We start from the raw sequence: 17,646 nt of genomic DNA, 5'->3' as shown, positions 1-17,646 counted from the left end.
TCAGTGTGCCGCCCGTCCAGAGCCCGCGGCCTCGGCGGGCTGCCGCCGCGCGGGCAGCGGAAGAGGGCGCTCCGGACGGTGCCCGGCCGCGCCACCGCGGGAAGCGGGGATCGCCCGGGAGGTACGGGGAGCGTCGGCGCCGGCCCCCTCGCGGAGCTCACAGGGCGCGGCCGGCGGGCACTCCATCACCCGTGGCAGTCGCAGCGCGGCGAGCGCGCCGAGCAGCAGCAGCGCGGCGCTGACCAGCAGCGTGACGTGCAGTCCATGGATGAAGGCGTGCCGGGCCGTGTTCCGCAGCACCTCACCCAGCGGACCGCCGAGCCGGGACGCGATCTGGTAGGCCTCACCCAGCGAGTGCGACGCGTCGGTGGACGCCCCGGCCGGGACGCCCTCCCCGTGGAGGCGCGCCAGCCCGGGTGTGTAGGCGGCGTTCATGACACTGCCCAGCAGGGCTATCCCCATGCCGGCGCCCAGCTGGTACGAGGTCTCGCCGATGGCGGCCGCCCCGCCCGCCCGGTCGGCGGGGGCCTCGCTGAGCATCGATTCGTACGCTCCGAAGAGCGTGGACTGGAGCCCGAAACCGAGCACGACGAACGCCACGGTCAGCAGGGCGGGGCGGTCGTGCTGCCCCATCAGGGTCAGGATCAGTACCGAGGCCGCCGTGAGCACGAAGCCCCAGCCGACCATCCGGCGCGGCCCGATCCGGCGCAGGGTGTACGAGCCGGTGGCGCCCGCGGCCATCGCGGCGAAGGTGAGCGGCAGCAGCCGCAGTCCGGTCTCCAGCGGGCTGAGGCCCAGGACCAGCTGCAGGTACTGGACGGCGATCAGTTCCAGACCGACCAGGGCCAGCATTGCCAGGACGATGCAGCCCACCGCGGTGGAGAAGGCCGGCCGCGTGAACATCCCCATGTCGATCAGCGGGTGGGTACGGCGCTTCTGCCTGCGGACGAACGCGATGATCAGCACGGCCCCGAGCACCAGCGGCACGAGGGTGGCGGGGCCGAGAACGCCCCCGCCGGTGCCCGCTCGCTTCACACCGAAAACGACACCGAGCACTCCGGCCGCGGCCATCAGCGCACCGAGCACGTCCCAGGGGCCGTCGTTGCTGCCGCGTGACTCGGGCAGCAGCAGCCGTGCCACCGGAAGGATCAGGACCATCAGCGGGACGTTGACGAGGAAGACGGAGCCCCACCAGAAATGCTCGACGAGGAAGCCGCCGACGACCGGCCCGGTGGCCGCGCCGACAGCCGCGACCGCGCTCCACACCCCGATCGCGACGGCACGTTCACGCCGGTCGGGGAAGACCTGACGGAGGACCGACAGCGTCGCGGGCATGATCATCGCGCCGCCGACGCCCAGCAGCGCGCGCGCCGCTATGAGGACGCCCGGGCTGTCCGCCATCGCTGCGACCCCGGAGGCGATACCGAAGAGGGCGTAGCCGAGCAACAGGATGCGGCGGCGGCCGACCCGGTCCCCGAGGGTTCCGAAGAGGATCAGCAGCGAGGCGCAGACCAGCGGGTAGGCGTCCACGATCCACAACAGTCCGACGGCGCTGGGCCGCAGGTCCTCGGAGACCGCCGGGACCGCGACATGGAGCACGGTCGCGTCGAGCGCAACGAGGAGCAGGCTGAGACAGAGGACGACCAGGACGACCCATCGATTGGCGCCGTCGGCGGCTGCGCGCAGCCGCAATCGGGCTGTGGTCGTCCCGGACATGCATGTACCTCCCAAAAGGTCCTCGCGCTCGGCAGGCCAATCGGGAATGCAGCGTGCGCTGTCCCTCCAGGCCCGGCATCGACGGGCGAGTGATCCGTCAGCGTACGCGAGTTCGGTGTTCCCACACGTGGCCCATCTCATACCTCGGCAGCTCACGGAGTGTGGCGTACGCCACTCCGGATCGCCCTCCGGCGCTCGGCGGACCGGCTCCGCGGCCGGTCCGGCGCCGCCCGTCCGCCCGCCCCCGCGGCCGGGTGAATGGACAGCAGCAAGGCTCTCCACTTATGCGCCAATACCCAAACACCCTTCCGAAAAAAGCACGGAAGAAATGAAACGAAAGGACTCCGGGATTCATCGACGGGCCGGAAGAATCAGTCCGGCTGAGACATAGTCCACATCACATCGTCATCACAAACCCGCCGGATCGACCAGATCGTGCACTCACTCGCTGTAACGTCGATTGGGTGCGTACCGACATCTTTGCCCGGCTGGACCGGGAGCCGGAACCGCCGAAGATAGAGGCACCGCGGATGAGTCGTCACCGCATCGCCCTCTTCGGCGGGACGTTGGCGTTCTATCTCGCCATCGTCTTTGCCGTGCTGATCGGGTCATGGCTGGTGACCTTGGACTGGAAGGTCATGCTGTTCCGGCCGTACCAGCAGTGGCCCGGAATCCACGCCTTCCTCGACTACTACGTCGTGCTCGGCCAGCGAGGCCCCACGGCCGTGATGGTCGCCTGCTGGCTCGGCTGGCGTTCCTGGCGGCAGCACACCCTGCGGCCCCTGCTGACGCTGGGCGCCTCGCTGCTGCTGCTCAATCTGACCGTGGGCGCCGTCAAGCTCGGTCTCGGCCGGCTGGGCCCGCACTACGCGACCCAGATCGGCTCCGCGGAGCTCTTCGCCGGCGGCGATATATTTCCGTCCGGGCACACCGCGAATGCCGTGGTGACCTGGGGGATCCTCGCCTACCTGGCCACCACCCCGCGGGCCAGGCGCTACCTGTCGGCGGTGTCGGCGGTGGTCTCGCTCGGCGTCGGCCTCACCACCGTCTATCTCGGTACGCACTGGCTGAGCGATGTACTGCTCGGCTGGACCGCGGGGCTGCTGATCCTGCTGGGTCTGCCGTGGGTCGAGCCGCTGATCACCCGTACCGAGGACTGGATCTTCGCGGTGCGCGAGCAGTGGCGTGCACGCCGCAGGACGGCGCCCCCGGTGCCCGTCCCGGTCGGCGTCGGCGGACCCCGGACCGTACTGCTGCCGCAGCCCGGCGGCGCGGACGGCGCGGAAGGGAACCCGCCGCTCGAACCGGTCGCCGCGGGCGGCCGCCCGGCGGCCGCGGCTCCGGCGCCCGGAACCAGGCCGCGGGCCCACACGGTGCACGCGGTGCGCTCGGAGCGGACCCCCGTGACGCCGGCCGGCAGCCGCCGCCCGCCGCACGCGGACCGCGCTCCGCGCGGCGGCACGAGCCCGGCCCGGCCGGTGGCCGGCGGCTGACGCACCGCGCCCCGGACTCCGGGGAGGGTACGCACCGCCTCTCCCCACGCACGGTCAAGGCCCCGACCGAGGTCGGGGCCTTGACCGTGGCGGGGGTGCCGGGCAGCGCCTCACCCCACCCAGCAGCGGGTCACCACGGATTCGTCGACCTCGAAGTTGATCCGCCCGGCCCGGAACTCCATGGTGATGATCGAGCCCGGCGGCAGAGCTCTGACGGTGTGCCAGCCGCGCGCCCTGGCCCGTCGCTCGGCGGCTTGGGCGGCGAGGCCGACATACGCGTCAGGAGTGTCGTCGGGCTGTGCGGGAGTGGTCGGTACAGGTGTCATGTCTCCCACCGTAGGCGGCCCCGCACGGCTGAGGAAGCCGGACGCCGGGCGCACGGCGCAACATGCTCACGTCCTCCGCCGGTCACACTTGTGTCACAGGATCACCACGCCGGTTTCCTTCGAACTGCTTCACCCGAACGTGCGATCTCCAAGCCGACGCACAGTAATCACGCGCGTCGATAAACGATCACGAAACGGCCCGGGAAAACAAGCGGAATGTCACGTACCAGTCGGCTGGAATTTCCTCTCCGTAATACGCTCAAAAATGAGTCCGTCGCCCGGAATTCACGCTCCCTTACGACAGACTTATCTCTGGTCACGATATCCACACCATCGGACCGGTACCGTCGCCCGCAGCCGCCCGTATACCGGACACAGCGAGTTGACAGCCGAAAGAACACGGCCCTCGTCAGCCGAGCGCCCGGGACAGCCGGTCCCGGGCCGTCCTGATCGCGTCGATGAGCTCGCCCGGCTCGACGACTTCGAAGTCGAAGCCCATGAGCATCACGTGGATGACCAGGACGTCGAGGCTCGCCGCCCCGGTGCGCAGCAGACAGCTCTCCCCGTCGATCGGCTCCAGCGTTCCGGAGGAGGGGGAGATCCGTTCGGCGGCCCGCTCGGCCGGCACGTTCAGCCGGATCACCGCTCGGGTCGCGTACACGGTGGTGGAGACGCCCTCGGAGACGTAGGCGGCCAGGTCATCGGCCGGCGGACGGCGCGGGGCGAATCGCGGGCCGTGCGGCGGGGTGGGGGTGATCCGGTCCGCCCGGAAGGTCCGCCAGTCCGCGCGCTCGGTGTCCCAGGCGACGAGGTACCAGCGGCGCTCGGTGCACACCAGCCGGTGCGGTTCCACGGTCCGCCGCGACACGGAGCCGTCGTGGGCCCGGTAGCTGAAACGCAGCCGCTCGCCGTCCCGGCAGGCTCCGGCCAGCTCGGTGAGGACGCCCGGGTCCACGGTGGACGCGCCGGGGCCCCGCAGCATGGGAACCGTGAAGGTGCTCAGCGCGCTCACCCGGCGGCGCAGCCGGTTCGGCAGGACCTGTTCGAGCTTGGCGAGTGCGCGTACGGAGGTCTCCCCGATGCCCTCGACGCCTTGTCCCGCCGCGGTGCGCAGCCCGACCGCGACGGCGACCGCCTCCTCGTCGTCGAGCAGCAACGGTGGCAGCTCGGCTCCGGCGCCCAGCTGATAGCCGCCGCCGGTGCCGGGGCTGGCGTTGACCGGATAACCGAGCTCGCGCAGCTTGTCCACGTCCCGCCGTACGGTCCGGGGCGTGACGCCGAGCCGGTCGGCGAGATCGGCGCCGGACCAGTCCCGGTGGGCCTGCAGCAGTGAGAGCAGGCGCAGCAGTCGTGCTGAGGTCTCCAACATGGCCCGGAGTCTGCCAGCGGTCGAGGACAGCTGCTGTCCTCGTCGCGATCGGCCATCCGCCGACACCGTTGCGGGCCGGATTCGACGTGCGGGTCGACAAGGTGACTCATCCGCGCACCCGCCGGACACCTGGCGCGGGAGCGGCCCGGTGACGGAAAATCGACACCTTGGGGCAGGCGGCCGCATGCCACAGACCCGGGAACCATGCGCCACGTCGCACAAGGTAACGACGAGTTCCGGCCACTTCCGTGTTCGCCGATTTCATGATTTGTCGACCTGTCGTGAACCGGTCCTCTGCCGTCCCCTTCGCGCCAGAACGCCTCCGATCAGCCGGTATCGACCGGGAGTAAACACTTCCGGGCCCTCATTCACCCTCTGCGCCGGATGGTTCGATTCCGTTCCCTTTCGCGCGTGACCCCGGCCACGGATCGCCCGTTGTCTCTTCATGAGCCGGGAACCGCCCGGCGCACGCACCGAGTTCGAGGAGCCACCCCGTGCCGCGCATGCTCGACGTCAGCGAGGACGTACGCGCCGAGATCGGCGACGCCGAAGCCGATCGGCTGCTCGTCGGCGACAACGCCCCAGGCAGCTACGACTGCACCTCCTGCCGCACCCCCGGCGACTCCGAGCAGGAACGCACCAGCACGGTGCTGTTCGTCGGCGACGAAACCGCCGTTCTCGCCTTCGCCCACGCGAGCTGCATCCCCTCCCAGGTCGTCCAGGTCTCCGAGGAGCAGCTGCAGGGCGCCGTGCGCAGCATCACCGGCAGCGAGCCGGAGAGCCCGGACGGGCTCCTGCCCGACCAGGCCGTCCTGGGCATCACCAGCGGTCTCGTCCTGATCGAGGACGAGCTCCACCCGGCGCTGGTGGTCGAACCGACCGGGGGGATCTCCCGCCCCGGCACCGACGGCAGCGGAGGCGACGAGTTCCTCCAGCTCCTGCTGGAGCAGGGCTTCCATCCGGTGCACCGGGTGGACCATGTGCCCGCCATGCTGCACGGCTGGTCGATCCTGCTCGCGATGGGCCAGCTGCACGCCGTGCTGCAGCCTGGTACGGGCGGCGGCGCCCCTGTCGCCTGGTGGCAGGCCCACGCGCCGCTCCAGGTCACCGAGGGCTGGCGGGCCGCGGTCAACAAGTCGCAGACCGTTCTCGTCTTCGCCGCCCCCGCGGGATCGATCGGGCAGCAGCCCCGCGAGGACCTGCTGCGCGATGCCCTGGAGAAGGCGGCGGCCGGCGGTCTCCTGGTCGCGGCGGCCATGCCGCTCGCCGGTACCTGATCATGTCCGTGCGCTCGCACCCGCAGCGGACCGCGATTTCTCCGCCGGGCCCGCATCCGACGGACGGCGGGGTCGTTGGCACATACGTGCACTCATACGACCCCTCCCACCAGCGCCCGATCCCTGCCATGCGCCCGTCCCGGGACCCATCGAGCGGTCAGTCCCACACCCCGATCTACGACGCGCTGTACTCCGAGTACCGCCGGTCGTTCCGGGCGTTGCCGGGTGACCGGAGCGGCGAGGACGAGCTGGCCTTCATGGCCTTCGGTGCCGGGCTGTTCGGCAGCCGCACCTCGCGGAGTGCCCACTCCGGGTCATCGGGCCACTCCGGCCCGGGCGCACAGGGCGCGCACGCCGGAAGCCTCGGCTCCTGGCAGCGGGTCGGCCGCCATGCCGGGCGCGCCACCCCGGCGGCGCTGCCCCCGGGATCCCGGGGCGCCTGACCGTACGGCAGAAGCCCCGGACCGTTCCTGCGGGAACGGTCCGGGGCTTCTGCGTGTCTGTCCGGGGCCTCTTCCAGTCCGTGATCTTCACGGCGTCCGGGACTCATCACGCCCTGCGCCGGAGGACCGGCCCCGGCGACGGTTCAGGCCCGACCGCCGCCGGAGGAACCCGGCGTCACTTCTTGCGGCCGCGCTTCTCGCGGACCCGCACCGAGATGTGGATCGGGGTCCCGTCGAAGCCGAACTCCTCGCGCAGCCGGCGCTCGACGAAGCGGCGGTAACCGTGCTCCAGGAAGCCGGAGGCGAACAGCACGAAGCGCGGCGGCTTGGTGCCGGCCTGGGTACCGAAGAGGATCCTGGGCTGCTTTCCGCCACGGACCGGGTGCGGGTGGGAGGCGACGATCTCACCGAGGAAGGCGTTCAGCCGCCCGGTGGGAACACGCGTCTCCCAGCCTGCGAGCGCGGTCTCGATCGCCGGAACCAGCTTCTCCATGTGGCGACCGGTGACCGCCGAGACATTGACCCGCGGGGCCCACGCGACCTGCGCGAGCTCCGTCTCGATCTCGCGCTCCAGGTAGTAGCGGCGCTCCTCGTCGAGGTTGTCCCACTTGTTGTACGCGATCACCATCGCGCGCCCGGCCTCCACGGCCATGGTGATGATGCGCTGGTCCTGGACGCTGATGGACTCGCTCGCGTCGATCAGGACGACGGCGACCTCGGCCTTCTCGACGGCGGCCGCGGTACGCAGCGAGGCGTAGTAGTCCGCGCCCTCCTGGAGGTGGACGCGGCGCCGGATACCGGCCGTGTCGATGAACTTCCAGGTGATGCCGCCGAGCTCGATCAGCTCGTCGACCGGGTCACGGGTGGTGCCGGCCATTTCGTTGACGACGACGCGGTCCTCGTTCGCCACCTTGTTCAGCAGCGAGGACTTGCCGACGTTCGGACGGCCGATGAGCGCGATGCGGCGCGGACCGCCGAGCGCGGTGCCGAAGCGCTGGGCCGGGGCCTCGGGCAGTGCTTCGAGCACGGCGTCGAGCAGGTCGCCGGTACCGCGGCCGTGCAACGAGGAGACCGGGTGCGGCTCGCCGAGACCGAGCGACCACAGGGCGGTGGCGTCGGCCTCGCCGCTCTGGCCGTCGACCTTGTTGGCGCAGAGTACGACGGGCTTGCCGGCCCGGCGCAGCAACTTGACGACGGCCTCGTCGGTGTCGGTCGCGCCGACGGTCGAGTCGACGACGAAGACGACCGCGTCGGCCGCCTCGATCGCGTACTCGGCCTGGGCGGCGACGGAGGCGTCGATACCCAGCACGTCCTGCTCCCAGCCGCCGGTGTCGACGACCTTGAAGCGGCGGCCGGCCCATTCGGCCTCGTAGGTGACGCGGTCCCGGGTGACACCGGGCTTGTCCTCGACGACCGCCTCACGGCGTCCGATGATCCGGTTCACCAGGGTCGACTTGCCGACGTTGGGGCGGCCGACGACGGCGAGGACGGGCAGCGGTCCGTGACCCGCCTCGTCGATCGCGCCCTCGACGTCCTCGACGTCGAAGCCCTCCTGCGCGGCGAGCTCCATGAACTCCGCGTACTCGGCGTCGCCAAGCGCTCCGTGCTCGTGGTCCGAGCTGTCGGAGTGAATCTGGTCGTTCATGAAGTCCGTTCCTCTTTGCATCATCATCGATGGTCCACGATCACGCGGACCACTACTCAGGTCTCAAGTTTTACCTGGCGTCCGGTGAAACGCCTGGCGTGCTCCAGGTGCGAGGTCAGCCGCCCCTGGATCCGTACCGTCGCCTCGTCCAGCGCCTTCCGGGTCCGCCGGCCGCTTCCGTCACCGGCTTCGAAGGCGTCCCCGAAGACGACGTCGACCCGGCTGCGCAGTGGCGGCAGTGCCGATACCAACCGCCCGCCGCGCCCGGTGCTTCCCAGAACGGCCACGGGCACGATCGGCGCCCCGCTGCGTACCGCGAAGTACGCGAGCCCGGCCCGCAGCGAGGCGAAGTCTCCTTCACCCCTGGTGCCCTCGGGGAAGATCCCGAGCACCCCGCCGTTCTGCAGCACGCCGAGGGCCTGCGTGATGGCGGTGCGGTCGGCGCTCGTACGGTCCACCTTCAGCTGCCCGATTCCGCGCAGGAACGGGTCGAGGGGGCCGACGAACGCCTCTTTCTTGATCAGGAAGTGCACGGGCCGGGGCGCGGTGCCCATCAGCATCGGCCCGTCGATGTTGTGGGAGTGGTTCACCGCGAGTATGACGGGTCCGGAGGCGGGAACCCGCCACGCACCGAGAACGCGGGGCTTCCACAGCCCGTACATCAACCCGATGCCGATCCCGCGCCCGACCGCCGCTCCACGCAGCGTGGGCGTCCCCGTGGCAGGGATCACTTCGCGGCCCGCTTCTCCTCGACGAGGGTGACGACGCACTCGATGACCTGCTGGAGGCTGAGTTCGGTGGTGTCCACCTCGACCGCGTCGTCCGCCTTGGCGAGCGGCGACGTCTTCCGGCTGGAGTCCGCGGCATCCCGCTCGACCAGCGCCTCCTTGGTGGAGGCCAGGTCGGAACCCTTGATCTCGCCGCTGCGGCGGGCCGCGCGGGCCTCCGGGGAGGCGGTCAGGAAGATCTTGAGGTCGGCGTCGGGCAGCACGGTGGTGCCGATGTCACGGCCCTCGACGACGATGCCGGACTCGGCGCTCGCCGCTATCGACCGCTGCAGCTCGGTGATCCGGGCACGCACCTCGGGGACCGCGCTCACCGCGCTGACCTTGGAGGTGACCTCCTGCGTACGGATCGGTCCCGCGGCGTCCTCGCCGTCGACCGTGATCGTCGGGGCCGTGGGGTCCGTACCCGAGACGATGACCGGCTTGTCCACGGCGGTCGCGACCTCCGCGGCGTCGTGCACGTCGATGCCGTTGTTCAGCATCCACCAGGTGATCGCCCGGTACTGGGCGCCGGTGTCCAGGTAGCTGAGGCCGAGGTGGGCGGCGACGGCCTTGGACGTGCTCGACTTGCCGGTGCCGGAGGGGCCGTCGATGGCAACGATCACTGCGGCCGGGGCCGTCCGGGCGGCGGCGCTTATGGTTTCCACGGTGGTGGACACCTTCCTGGTACGCGGGGTGGGCGGGACGGGGACGCGCGAACCCGCCCCGCACAAGGTTACCGAGTGTCGGGACGGGCCCATGCACCCCTGTGGACAACCGCCTGGGCCCCCGGGGCCCGGGACGGCCTACTGGCGGATCGACCAGCCCCGCTCGCGCAGCGCGGCGGCCAGTGCGGGGGCCGCGCTGGGCTCCACCATCAACTGGACCAGACCGGCCTGCTGTCCGGTGGCGTGCTCGATGCGGACGTCCTCGACGTTGACCCCGGCCCGGCCCGCGTCCGCGAAGATCCCGGCCAGTTCGCCCGGCCGGTCGCTGATGAGCACGGCCACGATCTCGTACGCCGCGGGGGCCGCACCGTGCTTCCCGGGCACCCTGATCCGGCCCGCGTTGCCGCGGCGCAGCACGCCCTCGATGGAGTCGGTGCCCTCGCGGCGCTTGCCGTCGTCGGCCGACTGGAGGCTGCGCAGCGCCCGTACCGTCTCGTCGAGGTCGGCGGCGACCCCGGCGAGCACGTCGGCGACGGGACCGGGGTTGGCGGAGAGGATCTCCACCCACATCCGGGGGTCGGATGCGGCGATCCGGGTCACGTCCCTGATGCCCTGGCCGCAGAGGCGTACGGCGGTCTCGTCGGCCTCCTCCAGGCGGGCGGCGACCATCGACGAGATCAGCTGCGGGGTGTGCGAGACGAGCGCGACGGCCCGGTCGTGGGCGTCGGCGTCCATGACGACCGGAACCGCGCGGCAGAGCGCGACCAGCTCCAGGGCGAGGTTGAGGACCTCGGTGTCGGTGTCCCGGGTCGGGGTGAGCACCCAGGGGCGGCCCTCGAAGAGGTCGGCGGTGGCGGCCAGCGGTCCCGAACGCTCCTTGCCCGCCATCGGGTGCGTACCGATGTACGGCGTGAGGTCGACGTCGAGGGCTTCCAGCTCGCGCCGGGGGCCTCCCTTGACGCTGGCGACGTCGAGGTAACCGCGGGCGACGCCGTCACGCATCGCGGTGGCGAGGACCGAGGCCACATGGGCGGGCGGTACGGCGACGATCGCCAGGTCGACGCGGCCGTCGGGCGCCTCGTCCGTACCGGCGCCGAGCGCGGCCGCGGTGCGGGCGGACGACGGGTCGTGGTCGACGAGGTGGACATGGACGCCGCGCCCGGCGAGAGCGAGGGCCGCGGAGGTGCCGACCAGGCCGGTACCGATGACGAGGGCAGTTCTCACTGGGCGATGTCCTTGCGGAGGGAGGCGGTGGCGCCGAGGTAGACGTGCGCGATCTCGGACTTCGCAAGGTACGTCTCGACATGGGCGAGGATCCGCACCACACGGGGCATCGCCCCTTCGATGTCGAGCTCCTGGGCGCAGATCAGCGGAACGTCGACGATGCCGATGCCGCGTGCGGCGGCTGCCGGGAAGTCGCTGTGCAGATCGGGGGTGGCCGTGAACCAGATGCTGATCAGATCGTCCGCGACCAGGCTGTTGCGCTCCAGGATGGCGGTGAGCAGGCTGCTGACCTGCTCGTCCATGTGCCCTGCTTCGTCCCGCTCCAGCTGGACAGCTCCACGGACCGCTCGTACCGCCACGTCTGGCTCCTCAGTTCCTCGTACGCTTCTTCACTCATGACCGTCGCGCCTGCCCCCGTGCCCGCCTGCGCGTTTTCAGCCTAAAGGGGTGGGGCGGCGGACGGCCGAGGTGCTCTCTCCGTGAGACGCGGAGTCTCCTGCGCGACGCAAGGTCCACCGGTGTCACGCGGCCCATGGGTGTACGAGGTCAGCGGGGCGCGGCGGCGCATGCGGTGCCTCGACCGCCTGCCGGACGATCTCCGCGCAGGCGTCCACGGCCCTGCCGCGGGCACGTGCCGTACGCGGATCGCTGCTGTCCGCCGCCGCTGGAGGTGTCATGGCTCAGCCCGCGAGCAGAACCGGGGTGTACAGGGAATCCCGGGATGTACAGGAGATCTTGTTCCCGGCGCCCCCGCTCCGGCTCCCGAGCAAGCCGCCCAGGAGACCGCCGAGGTCGTTTCCCGCCATGGTTCTGCCTTCCTGGAAGGGATGGAATATCGACAATGTCGGCCAGAACCGGGGCTTGTGCCACTCGGGCGAGCGTGCCGCCACGTTGCTGGGTCCCCGGCGGCGGAGGGGACACGATGCCCATGCAGGGAGCAGCACGCTCCCGGTGTCGGCACCACCCCACAGGGAGCAATCCATGGACGCACGACGAAGGACAGTACTCACGGCAGGCGCGGTGGGCGCCGCCGGACTGGTCACGGCTTGCGGATCGTCCGGAGGCGGAGGCGGCACCACCGCATCCGAGACCTCGGCGAGCGCGACGCCGAGCACCGCCGGGAAGAGCACCGCGGTTCCCCAGGGTTCCACCCCGAGCGGCACGGCTCTCGCCAAGACCTCCGACATCCCGGTCGGTGGTGGCAGAGTCTTCGAGGAGCAGAAGGTCGTGGTGACCCAGCCCGAGGCGGGCCGGTTCAAGGGCTTCTCCGCCATCTGCACCCATGCCGGGTGCACCGTCGCCTCGGTCGAAGACGGCACCATCAACTGCCCCTGTCACGGCAGCAAATACAGCATCACGGACGCGACGGTCGTGGCCGGACCCGCGCCCCGTCCACTGCCCGCCGAGCAGATCACCGTGTCCGGCGGCACCATCCGGCTCGGGTGACCCGGCTGTCCTGGCGGAACCCGAGGCCCGCCAGGGCGGCCCGCCCGCCGGGGTGCAAGCCGGATCCCCGCGGATCGTCGTCGTGCGGAGGTTCCGGCAGCGGACCTCCCGGGCCGGGGAGGATCCTGCGACGGACCTCCCCGGCCGCTAGGCCTTCTCCGTCTCCCGTACCCTCGCCCGCATGATCACCCCCGATGCCGAGGCGCTCGTACGCGACCACACGGTCTACTCCTGCGTGATGGGCTCGCGCGCCTTCGGCCTCGCCACGGACGGCAGTGACACCGACCGGCGCGGCGTGTTCCTGGCGCCGACCCCGATGTTCTGGCGGTTCGAGAAGCCTCCCACCCATGTCGAGGGCCCGGCGGAGGAGCAGTTCTCCTGGGAGCTGGAACGCTTCTGCGCGCTGGCCTTGCGGGCCAACCCCAACGTCCTGGAGTGTCTGCACTCGCCCCTGGTGGAGCACGCCGGCCCCGTCGGCCAGGAACTCCTCTCCCTGCGCGGCGCGTTCCTGTCGCGCCTCGCCCATCAGACCTTCGTCCGCTATGCGCTGGGGCAGCGCAAGAAGCTGGAGGCGGACGTCCGGCAGTCCGGTGCGCCGCGCTGGAAGCACGCCATGCATCTGCTGCGGCTGCTGGCGAGCGGCAGGGACCTGCTGCGTACGGGCGAACTCACCATCGATGTGGGTGCGGCCAGGGAGGAGCTCCTGGCGGTGAAGCGCGGCAAGGTCCCCTGGACCGAGGTCGAGCGCCGCATGAACCGCCTGGCCGAGGAGAACGACGCGGCAGCGGTGAGCTCCCCGCTGCCGGCCGAGCCGGACCGCGCCAGGGTGGAGGACTTCCTGATCCGCACCCGTCGCGATTCGGCACTGTCGTCCGGCAACGGCTGAGCGCCGGTACCGGCACCGCGGCCACCGGCAGTGGGCGCCGGTGCCACGCGGACGCCGCCGGGCGGCCCACGAAGGAGCTGTCAGCCGCGCAACCGCGCCCGCACCACGAGTTCGTGCAGCGCGTCGAAGCCCGCGCCGCCCGGCGTTTCGGGCAGCTCCGACTCGCGCTGCGCCTCGTCGAGCACCCGGTGCAGCGCCTCCACGTCCCCCGGCACCCCGGCTCCGGCGAGGCCCTCCGCGCCCCCGTGCTCCGCCTCCGCCTTCGCGGCGATCAGGTCGGGCAGATACCCCGGCGCGGCCACCTCCGCGATCAGTGTCGGCAGATGTGCCCGCACCTCGCCGCTGCGCATCAGATGGATACCGGTCAGCAGCGCCCTGAACGTGTAGAGCAGCGGCTTCAGCTCGCCGGTCTTCTCGAAGAGCCGCCACTGCGTGTTCGCGAACCCCCGGTAGTGGTGGGCGTGGTTGCGGGTCAGTACGCGCGGCGCCAGCTCCACCAGCTCGGTGTGCAGGCCACTCGTCCGTACCACCAGCGGCGACAGCAGCTGTTCCAGCACGTAGCCGTTCGGCTTCAGCATCAGCCGGACGAACTTCCGCAGGTCATGAGTGACGAGGTCCATCTCGACCCCCTCACGGTCCCACATCCGCGAGCGCGTCTCCTCGGGCTCGCGCAGCCCGACGAGGTCATCCGCGGGCAGGAGGTGCACCCCCCGCAGGTCCACATCCGAGTCCCGGGACGGGAACCCGTACAGGTGCGCCCCGGAGACCGTGGCGAACAGCAGCGGTGCGGGTTCTTCGGCGAGGACCGGACCGAAGTCCGTGAGCGGCAGCCCTGCTTCGTCGAGGCGTATCGATTCCTGGTGCATGGGTCAAGAGTCCCAGAGCGCCCCCAGGGACAGCAGATCGCTCCGGTACTCGATCCGTTCCGACCATTCCTTGGGCCAGGCCCGGGCCCCCAGATGCGCCCCGGCCAGCGCCCCGGTCAGGCAGCCGATCGAGTCGGAGTCGCCACGGGTGCAGGCGGCCCGGCGCAGTGCCGTGACCGGCTCGTCGGGGAAGAGCAGGAAGCAGTGCAGGGCCGTGGCGAGGGCGTCCTCGGCGACCCAGCCGTCGCCCGTCGCCTCGCACGGGTCGTCCTCGGGGGACGGGTCCTGCAGGGCGTCCTGGACACGCGCCAGTGCGGCCAGGCACTCGTCCCAGCCGCGCTGGATGTAGCTCTCGCCGGAGTCGTCGCCCGCGTACCGCCACAGGTCGCCGAGCCAGCGTGTGAGGTAGCGGCCGCTGTTCTCGTACGCGTACGAGCGCAGCTGCCCGATCAGCCCGGTTGGATCCGCCCCCTGCGCCAGCAGGTGCACCGCGCGCGCCATCAGATCGGATGCGGCGAGCGCCGTGGGGTGGCCGTGGGTGAGCGCCGCCTGCAGCTGTGCCGCGCCGGAACGCTGTTCCTCGCTCAGCCCGGGTACGAGTCCGACCGGTGCCACCCGCATGTTGGCGCCGCACCCCTTGGAGCCGGTCTGGCTGGCCTCCTGCCAGAGCCGATCGCTGTCGAGCAGCCGGCAGGCGGTCATGCAGGTGCGGCCGGGGGCTCGGTTGTTGTCCGGCGAGTGGTACCACTCGACGAACTCCTCGCGTACCGGTCGGGCCATCCGCAGCGCGGTGAGCAGTCCGCGGTCCATGGCGGTACGTATGCCTCGCGCGAGGGCCAGCGTCATCTGGGTGTCGTCGGAGACGATCGCGGGCTTCGGCAGCCGCATCTGCCGCCACGGCCCGCACTTGGCGAGGATCGACGGCACGTTGTTGAACTCGGTGGGGAAGCCCAGCGCGTCGCCGAGCGCGAGCCCGGTCAGCGCGCCGGTGGCGGCACCCTTGGTCATGGTCCTGGTCACGATCATGTGCTTCTTCCTTCCGGTCTCAGGAGTGGGGGGTGCAGGGCGGTCGCGGCGCCCGCCCGGTACAGGGCGGCCGGTTTTCCGCGTCCTCCGGTGCGGCGCGGTGACCCCTCCACCGCCTGGACGAATCCGGGCGTGGTGAGGACCTTGCGCCGGAAGTTGGGCCGGTCGAGCTCGACGCCCCAGACCGTCTCGTACACCTGCTGGAGCTCGCCCAGGGTGAATTCGGCCGGGCAGAAGGCGGTGGCCAGGCAGGTGTATTCGAGCCGGGCGCCGATCCGGTCGTGCGCGTCGCCGAGGATGCGGTCGTGGTCGAAGGCGAGCGCGCCGAGCGCGCCGGTGTCCCACCAGCGGGCGCTGGCGGCGTCCCCGCCGCCGCGCGGCTCCGGCAGATCGGGTACGAGTGCGGCGTACGCGACGGAGACGACCCGCATCCTGGGGTCGCGGTCCGGCTCGCTGTAGGTGCGCAGCTGCTCCAGGTGGAGGCCGGAGACGGTGGACTCGGTCAGGCCGGTCTCCTCGGCCAGCTCCCGGCGGGCGGCGGACTCGGCGGACTCGCGGGGCAGGACGAATCCGCCGGGCAGCGCCCAGTGGCCCTTGTACGGGTCCTCGCCGCGTTCGACGAGCAGGACGTGCAGCTGTCCGCCGCGGACCGTGAAGACGGCGAGGTCGACGGTGACGGCGAACGGTTCGAAGGCATGCGGGTCGTAGCCCACGGGGGCGCTGCTCATCGCCGCTCCGGCAGGGGCGCGGCGAAGTTCCATCCTGCCGCGACCACGGCGTCGACGGCGTCGACCGCGGTCCTCAGCCGCTCCTCGTGCGTTCCGGTCAGTTCGATGAACTCCCGTCCCGTGCGAGTCAGTTCGGCCCGGAACCGGTCGGTCATCCAGGGGCGCAACTGCTCGCCGTCGCGCAGCCCGTCGTCCTCGAAGGCCACGCCCTCGTGGTCGGTGAGCAGCCACAGATGGTGGGCCACCCGGTCGGCGGTCTCCTCGACGAGCGGGTTGCGGCCGCCGACGTACCGTTCGTGCCAGACGGTGGTGGCGAAGGAGTCCGTGTCGCAGATGAGCACCGGGGACCCGGTCCGGGCGGCCTCCTCCTCCTTGGCGTTCTGTGCCTCGGCGATCAGCGGGAAGTCGTCGGTGGTGAAGGTGACGTCCTCCCACTGTGCCCGGGGCCGGCGGGCGCGCAGCGCGGCCAGCTTCCGTTCGCTGAACTCGCGCCCGTACTCGGCCACGTACCGGGTCCTCGCCCAGACGCCACCGCGCCGCCGGTAGTGGTCGGCGAGGGCGCCGGCCATCGTGGTGGTGCCCGTGGACTCGGCGCCGAGGACCACGATCCGGCGGGTGAGCGCGGCTCGTACCGGCGGTTCGAGGAAGTCCCAGCAGCCGACCGGGTCCTTGCGGACGGCGGTGCCGGAGACCGGGAAGACGGTACGGTCCGGGTCGACGCAGACGGATTCGGCGCCGAATCTGCGGGCCAGTTCGTCCCCGTACGACTCCGAGGTGAAGACGGCGTCCACCGGTTCCGGGACGGCCGCGGTGAAGACGGCCATGTGGGCGTCCCAGACGGCCGGGTCGTGGAGATCCATCCGGGTGTCGTCGACGGCGCCGACGACCCGTACGTCCGGGTGCACCTCCCGCATCCAGGCCGTCCGGTCGGCGAGCGGGACCGATTCGACGGAGGCGGCGCAGACCAGGACGGTCAGTCGCTCGCAGCGGTCCCGGGCGGTGCGGACGAGGTGGTGATGGCCGGCGTGCGGCGGGTAGAACTTGCCGAGCACGAGCCCGTGCGCGTACCGCTTCATGCCACGGCCTCCGTCAACTCCCGCTGCCGCACCGCGAGATCACGCCTCCAGCTGCGCAGCCCGGTCAGGCACAGCGCCAGGAACCCGACGTACAGCAGGGAGGTCGCGTACAGCTCCTTGTACATGTAGAGCGGGATGTACACCAGATCGGCGGCGATCCACAGCCACCACGACTCGACCAGTTTCCGGCACTGCCCGTACGTCGCCGCCAGGGAGAGCGCGGTGGTCAGGGCGTCCCAGAACGGCACGGTCGAGTCGGTGGCGCGGCCCAGCAGGACGGTCAGGGCGAGGGTCCCCGCCACCCCTGCCGCGCACAGCCGGGCCCATTCGGTGCGCGTGGTGCGGCGCACCGGCAGGACGGGCGAACCCGGTCCACCCCCGTGGGTCCAGGTCCACCAGCCGTACACGGCAAGGGCGATGAAGACGATCTGCAGGCCGGCGTCGGCGTACAGACCGGACTGGGTGAACAGCAGGACGAAGAAGAGGTTGTTGGCGATGCCGATCGGCCAGTTGGCGAGGTGCTGGCGGGCCACGAGCCAGACACACAGCGCTCCGCTGCCGAAGCCGAGGGCCTCGGTCCAGCTGACCGGGGTGCCCAGCACCGTCACCAGAGGTTGCTGCAGGGGATCGAGGACGTCCGCGAGACTCACACCCGCCTCCTTAATAGTCACCCTGACTATAAAGGCGGAACGG

The 17,646-nt window shown here is 71.3% G+C and carries 18 protein-coding genes; 5 read left to right on the top strand and 13 right to left on the bottom strand.

What is annotated here, in order from left to right:
- A complete protein-coding gene (locus tag ACFVXE_RS07130; protein ID WP_389669989.1) occupies positions 1 to 1,716 on the bottom strand; it encodes an MFS transporter in 1,716 nt (571 codons plus the stop codon).
- 464 nt (positions 1,717 to 2,180) lie between these two features.
- On the opposite strand from ACFVXE_RS07130, the gene ACFVXE_RS07125 reads away from it, so the two are divergent.
- On the top strand, positions 2,181 to 3,209 hold the full coding sequence (locus tag ACFVXE_RS07125) for a phosphatase PAP2 family protein (protein ID WP_389669987.1): 1,029 nt from the start codon (positions 2,181 to 2,183) through the stop codon (positions 3,207 to 3,209).
- A 110-nt stretch (positions 3,210 to 3,319) separates the two neighbouring features.
- Here the strand turns inward: ACFVXE_RS07125 and ACFVXE_RS07120 are convergent, their stop codons facing one another.
- Both ACFVXE_RS07120 and ACFVXE_RS07115 read right to left on the bottom strand, forming a co-directional pair.
- The gene (locus ACFVXE_RS07120) at positions 3,320 to 3,535 is read right to left on the bottom strand and encodes an I78 family peptidase inhibitor (protein ID WP_389669985.1); all 216 of its coding nucleotides are present in this window, start codon (positions 3,533 to 3,535) and stop codon (positions 3,320 to 3,322) included.
- A gap of 409 nt (positions 3,536 to 3,944) precedes the next feature.
- Positions 3,945 to 4,904 (bottom strand): helix-turn-helix transcriptional regulator, encoded by a 960-nt coding sequence (locus ACFVXE_RS07115; RefSeq protein ID WP_389669983.1) that lies wholly within the window; start codon positions 4,902 to 4,904, stop codon positions 3,945 to 3,947.
- A 494-nt stretch (positions 4,905 to 5,398) separates the two neighbouring features.
- Between ACFVXE_RS07115 and ACFVXE_RS07110 the strand changes: the two genes are divergently transcribed.
- Both ACFVXE_RS07110 and ACFVXE_RS07105 read left to right on the top strand, forming a co-directional pair.
- Positions 5,399 to 6,181 carry a hypothetical protein gene (locus ACFVXE_RS07110; protein WP_389669981.1) on the top strand — a complete coding sequence of 261 codons (783 nt, stop codon included), beginning with the start codon at positions 5,399 to 5,401 and terminating at the stop codon, positions 6,179 to 6,181.
- Positions 6,182 to 6,309: 128 nt separating this feature from the next.
- The gene (locus ACFVXE_RS07105; RefSeq protein ID WP_389669979.1) at positions 6,310 to 6,624 is read left to right on the top strand and encodes a hypothetical protein; all 315 of its coding nucleotides are present in this window, start codon (positions 6,310 to 6,312) and stop codon (positions 6,622 to 6,624) included.
- A gap of 175 nt (positions 6,625 to 6,799) precedes the next feature.
- Here the strand turns inward: ACFVXE_RS07105 and der are convergent, their stop codons facing one another.
- From der to aroH, 5 genes are all read right to left on the bottom strand, one after another.
- Complete coding sequence (gene der / locus ACFVXE_RS07100) at positions 6,800 to 8,269, bottom strand: ribosome biogenesis GTPase Der (RefSeq protein WP_389669977.1); 1,470 nt, start codon at positions 8,267 to 8,269, stop codon at positions 6,800 to 6,802.
- 56 nt (positions 8,270 to 8,325) lie between these two features.
- Positions 8,326 to 9,039 carry a lysophospholipid acyltransferase family protein gene (locus ACFVXE_RS07095; protein WP_389669975.1) on the bottom strand — a complete coding sequence of 238 codons (714 nt, stop codon included), beginning with the start codon at positions 9,037 to 9,039 and terminating at the stop codon, positions 8,326 to 8,328.
- Positions 8,997 to 9,713, bottom strand: coding sequence for a (d)CMP kinase (gene cmk / locus ACFVXE_RS07090; RefSeq protein WP_389669973.1), 717 nt, complete (start codon positions 9,711 to 9,713; stop codon positions 8,997 to 8,999). The genes ACFVXE_RS07095 and cmk overlap by 43 nt, the downstream gene beginning before the upstream one ends.
- Before the next feature lie 126 nt (positions 9,714 to 9,839).
- Positions 9,840 to 10,925, bottom strand: coding sequence for a prephenate dehydrogenase (locus ACFVXE_RS07085; protein WP_389669971.1), 1,086 nt, complete (start codon positions 10,923 to 10,925; stop codon positions 9,840 to 9,842).
- Entirely contained in the window at positions 10,922 to 11,284 is a 363-nt protein-coding gene (gene aroH / locus ACFVXE_RS07080) for a chorismate mutase (RefSeq protein ID WP_389669970.1), read from the bottom strand. Before aroH ends, ACFVXE_RS07085 begins: the two co-directional genes overlap by 4 nt.
- A 622-nt stretch (positions 11,285 to 11,906) precedes the next feature.
- On the opposite strand from aroH, the gene ACFVXE_RS07075 reads away from it, so the two are divergent.
- Complete coding sequence (locus ACFVXE_RS07075; protein WP_389669968.1) at positions 11,907 to 12,371, top strand: Rieske (2Fe-2S) protein; 465 nt, start codon at positions 11,907 to 11,909, stop codon at positions 12,369 to 12,371.
- Between the two features lie 181 nt (positions 12,372 to 12,552).
- On the top strand, positions 12,553 to 13,257 hold the full coding sequence (locus ACFVXE_RS07070) for a DNA polymerase beta superfamily protein (protein ID WP_389669966.1): 705 nt from the start codon (positions 12,553 to 12,555) through the stop codon (positions 13,255 to 13,257).
- Positions 13,258 to 13,337: 80 nt separating this feature from the next.
- Here the strand turns inward: ACFVXE_RS07070 and ACFVXE_RS07065 are convergent, their stop codons facing one another.
- Genes ACFVXE_RS07065 through pnuC form a run of 5 tightly spaced genes read right to left on the bottom strand, consistent with a single transcriptional unit; the run spans position 13,338 to position 17,603 of the window.
- Entirely contained in the window at positions 13,338 to 14,123 is a 786-nt protein-coding gene (locus ACFVXE_RS07065; RefSeq protein WP_389669964.1) for a DNA polymerase beta superfamily protein, read from the bottom strand.
- Positions 14,124 to 14,126: 3 nt separating this feature from the next.
- Positions 14,127 to 15,149, bottom strand: a complete 1,023-nt coding sequence (locus ACFVXE_RS07060) for an ADP-ribosylglycohydrolase family protein (protein WP_389669962.1) — start codon at positions 15,147 to 15,149, stop codon at positions 14,127 to 14,129.
- On the bottom strand, positions 15,146 to 15,877 hold the full coding sequence (locus tag ACFVXE_RS07055) for an NUDIX domain-containing protein (RefSeq protein WP_389669960.1): 732 nt from the start codon (positions 15,875 to 15,877) through the stop codon (positions 15,146 to 15,148). The genes ACFVXE_RS07060 and ACFVXE_RS07055 overlap by 4 nt, the downstream gene beginning before the upstream one ends.
- Positions 15,874 to 16,953: an AAA family ATPase gene (locus ACFVXE_RS07050; RefSeq protein WP_389669958.1), complete on the bottom strand. Its 1,080-nt coding sequence runs from the start codon at positions 16,951 to 16,953 to the stop codon at positions 15,874 to 15,876. The genes ACFVXE_RS07055 and ACFVXE_RS07050 overlap by 4 nt, the downstream gene beginning before the upstream one ends.
- Positions 16,950 to 17,603, bottom strand: a complete 654-nt coding sequence (pnuC, locus tag ACFVXE_RS07045) for a nicotinamide riboside transporter PnuC (RefSeq protein ID WP_389669957.1) — start codon at positions 17,601 to 17,603, stop codon at positions 16,950 to 16,952. The genes ACFVXE_RS07050 and pnuC overlap by 4 nt, the downstream gene beginning before the upstream one ends.
- Between the last annotated feature and the right edge of the window lie 43 nt (positions 17,604 to 17,646).

Origin of the sequence: Streptomyces sp. NPDC058231 (genome assembly GCF_042882275.1) — a bacterium.
In the GTDB taxonomy this organism is placed as follows: Bacteria; Actinomycetota; Actinomycetes; order Streptomycetales; family Streptomycetaceae; genus Streptomyces.
The sequence above is the reverse complement of the archived record's forward strand: the minus strand, read 5'-3'. Positions and strand labels throughout refer to the sequence as shown.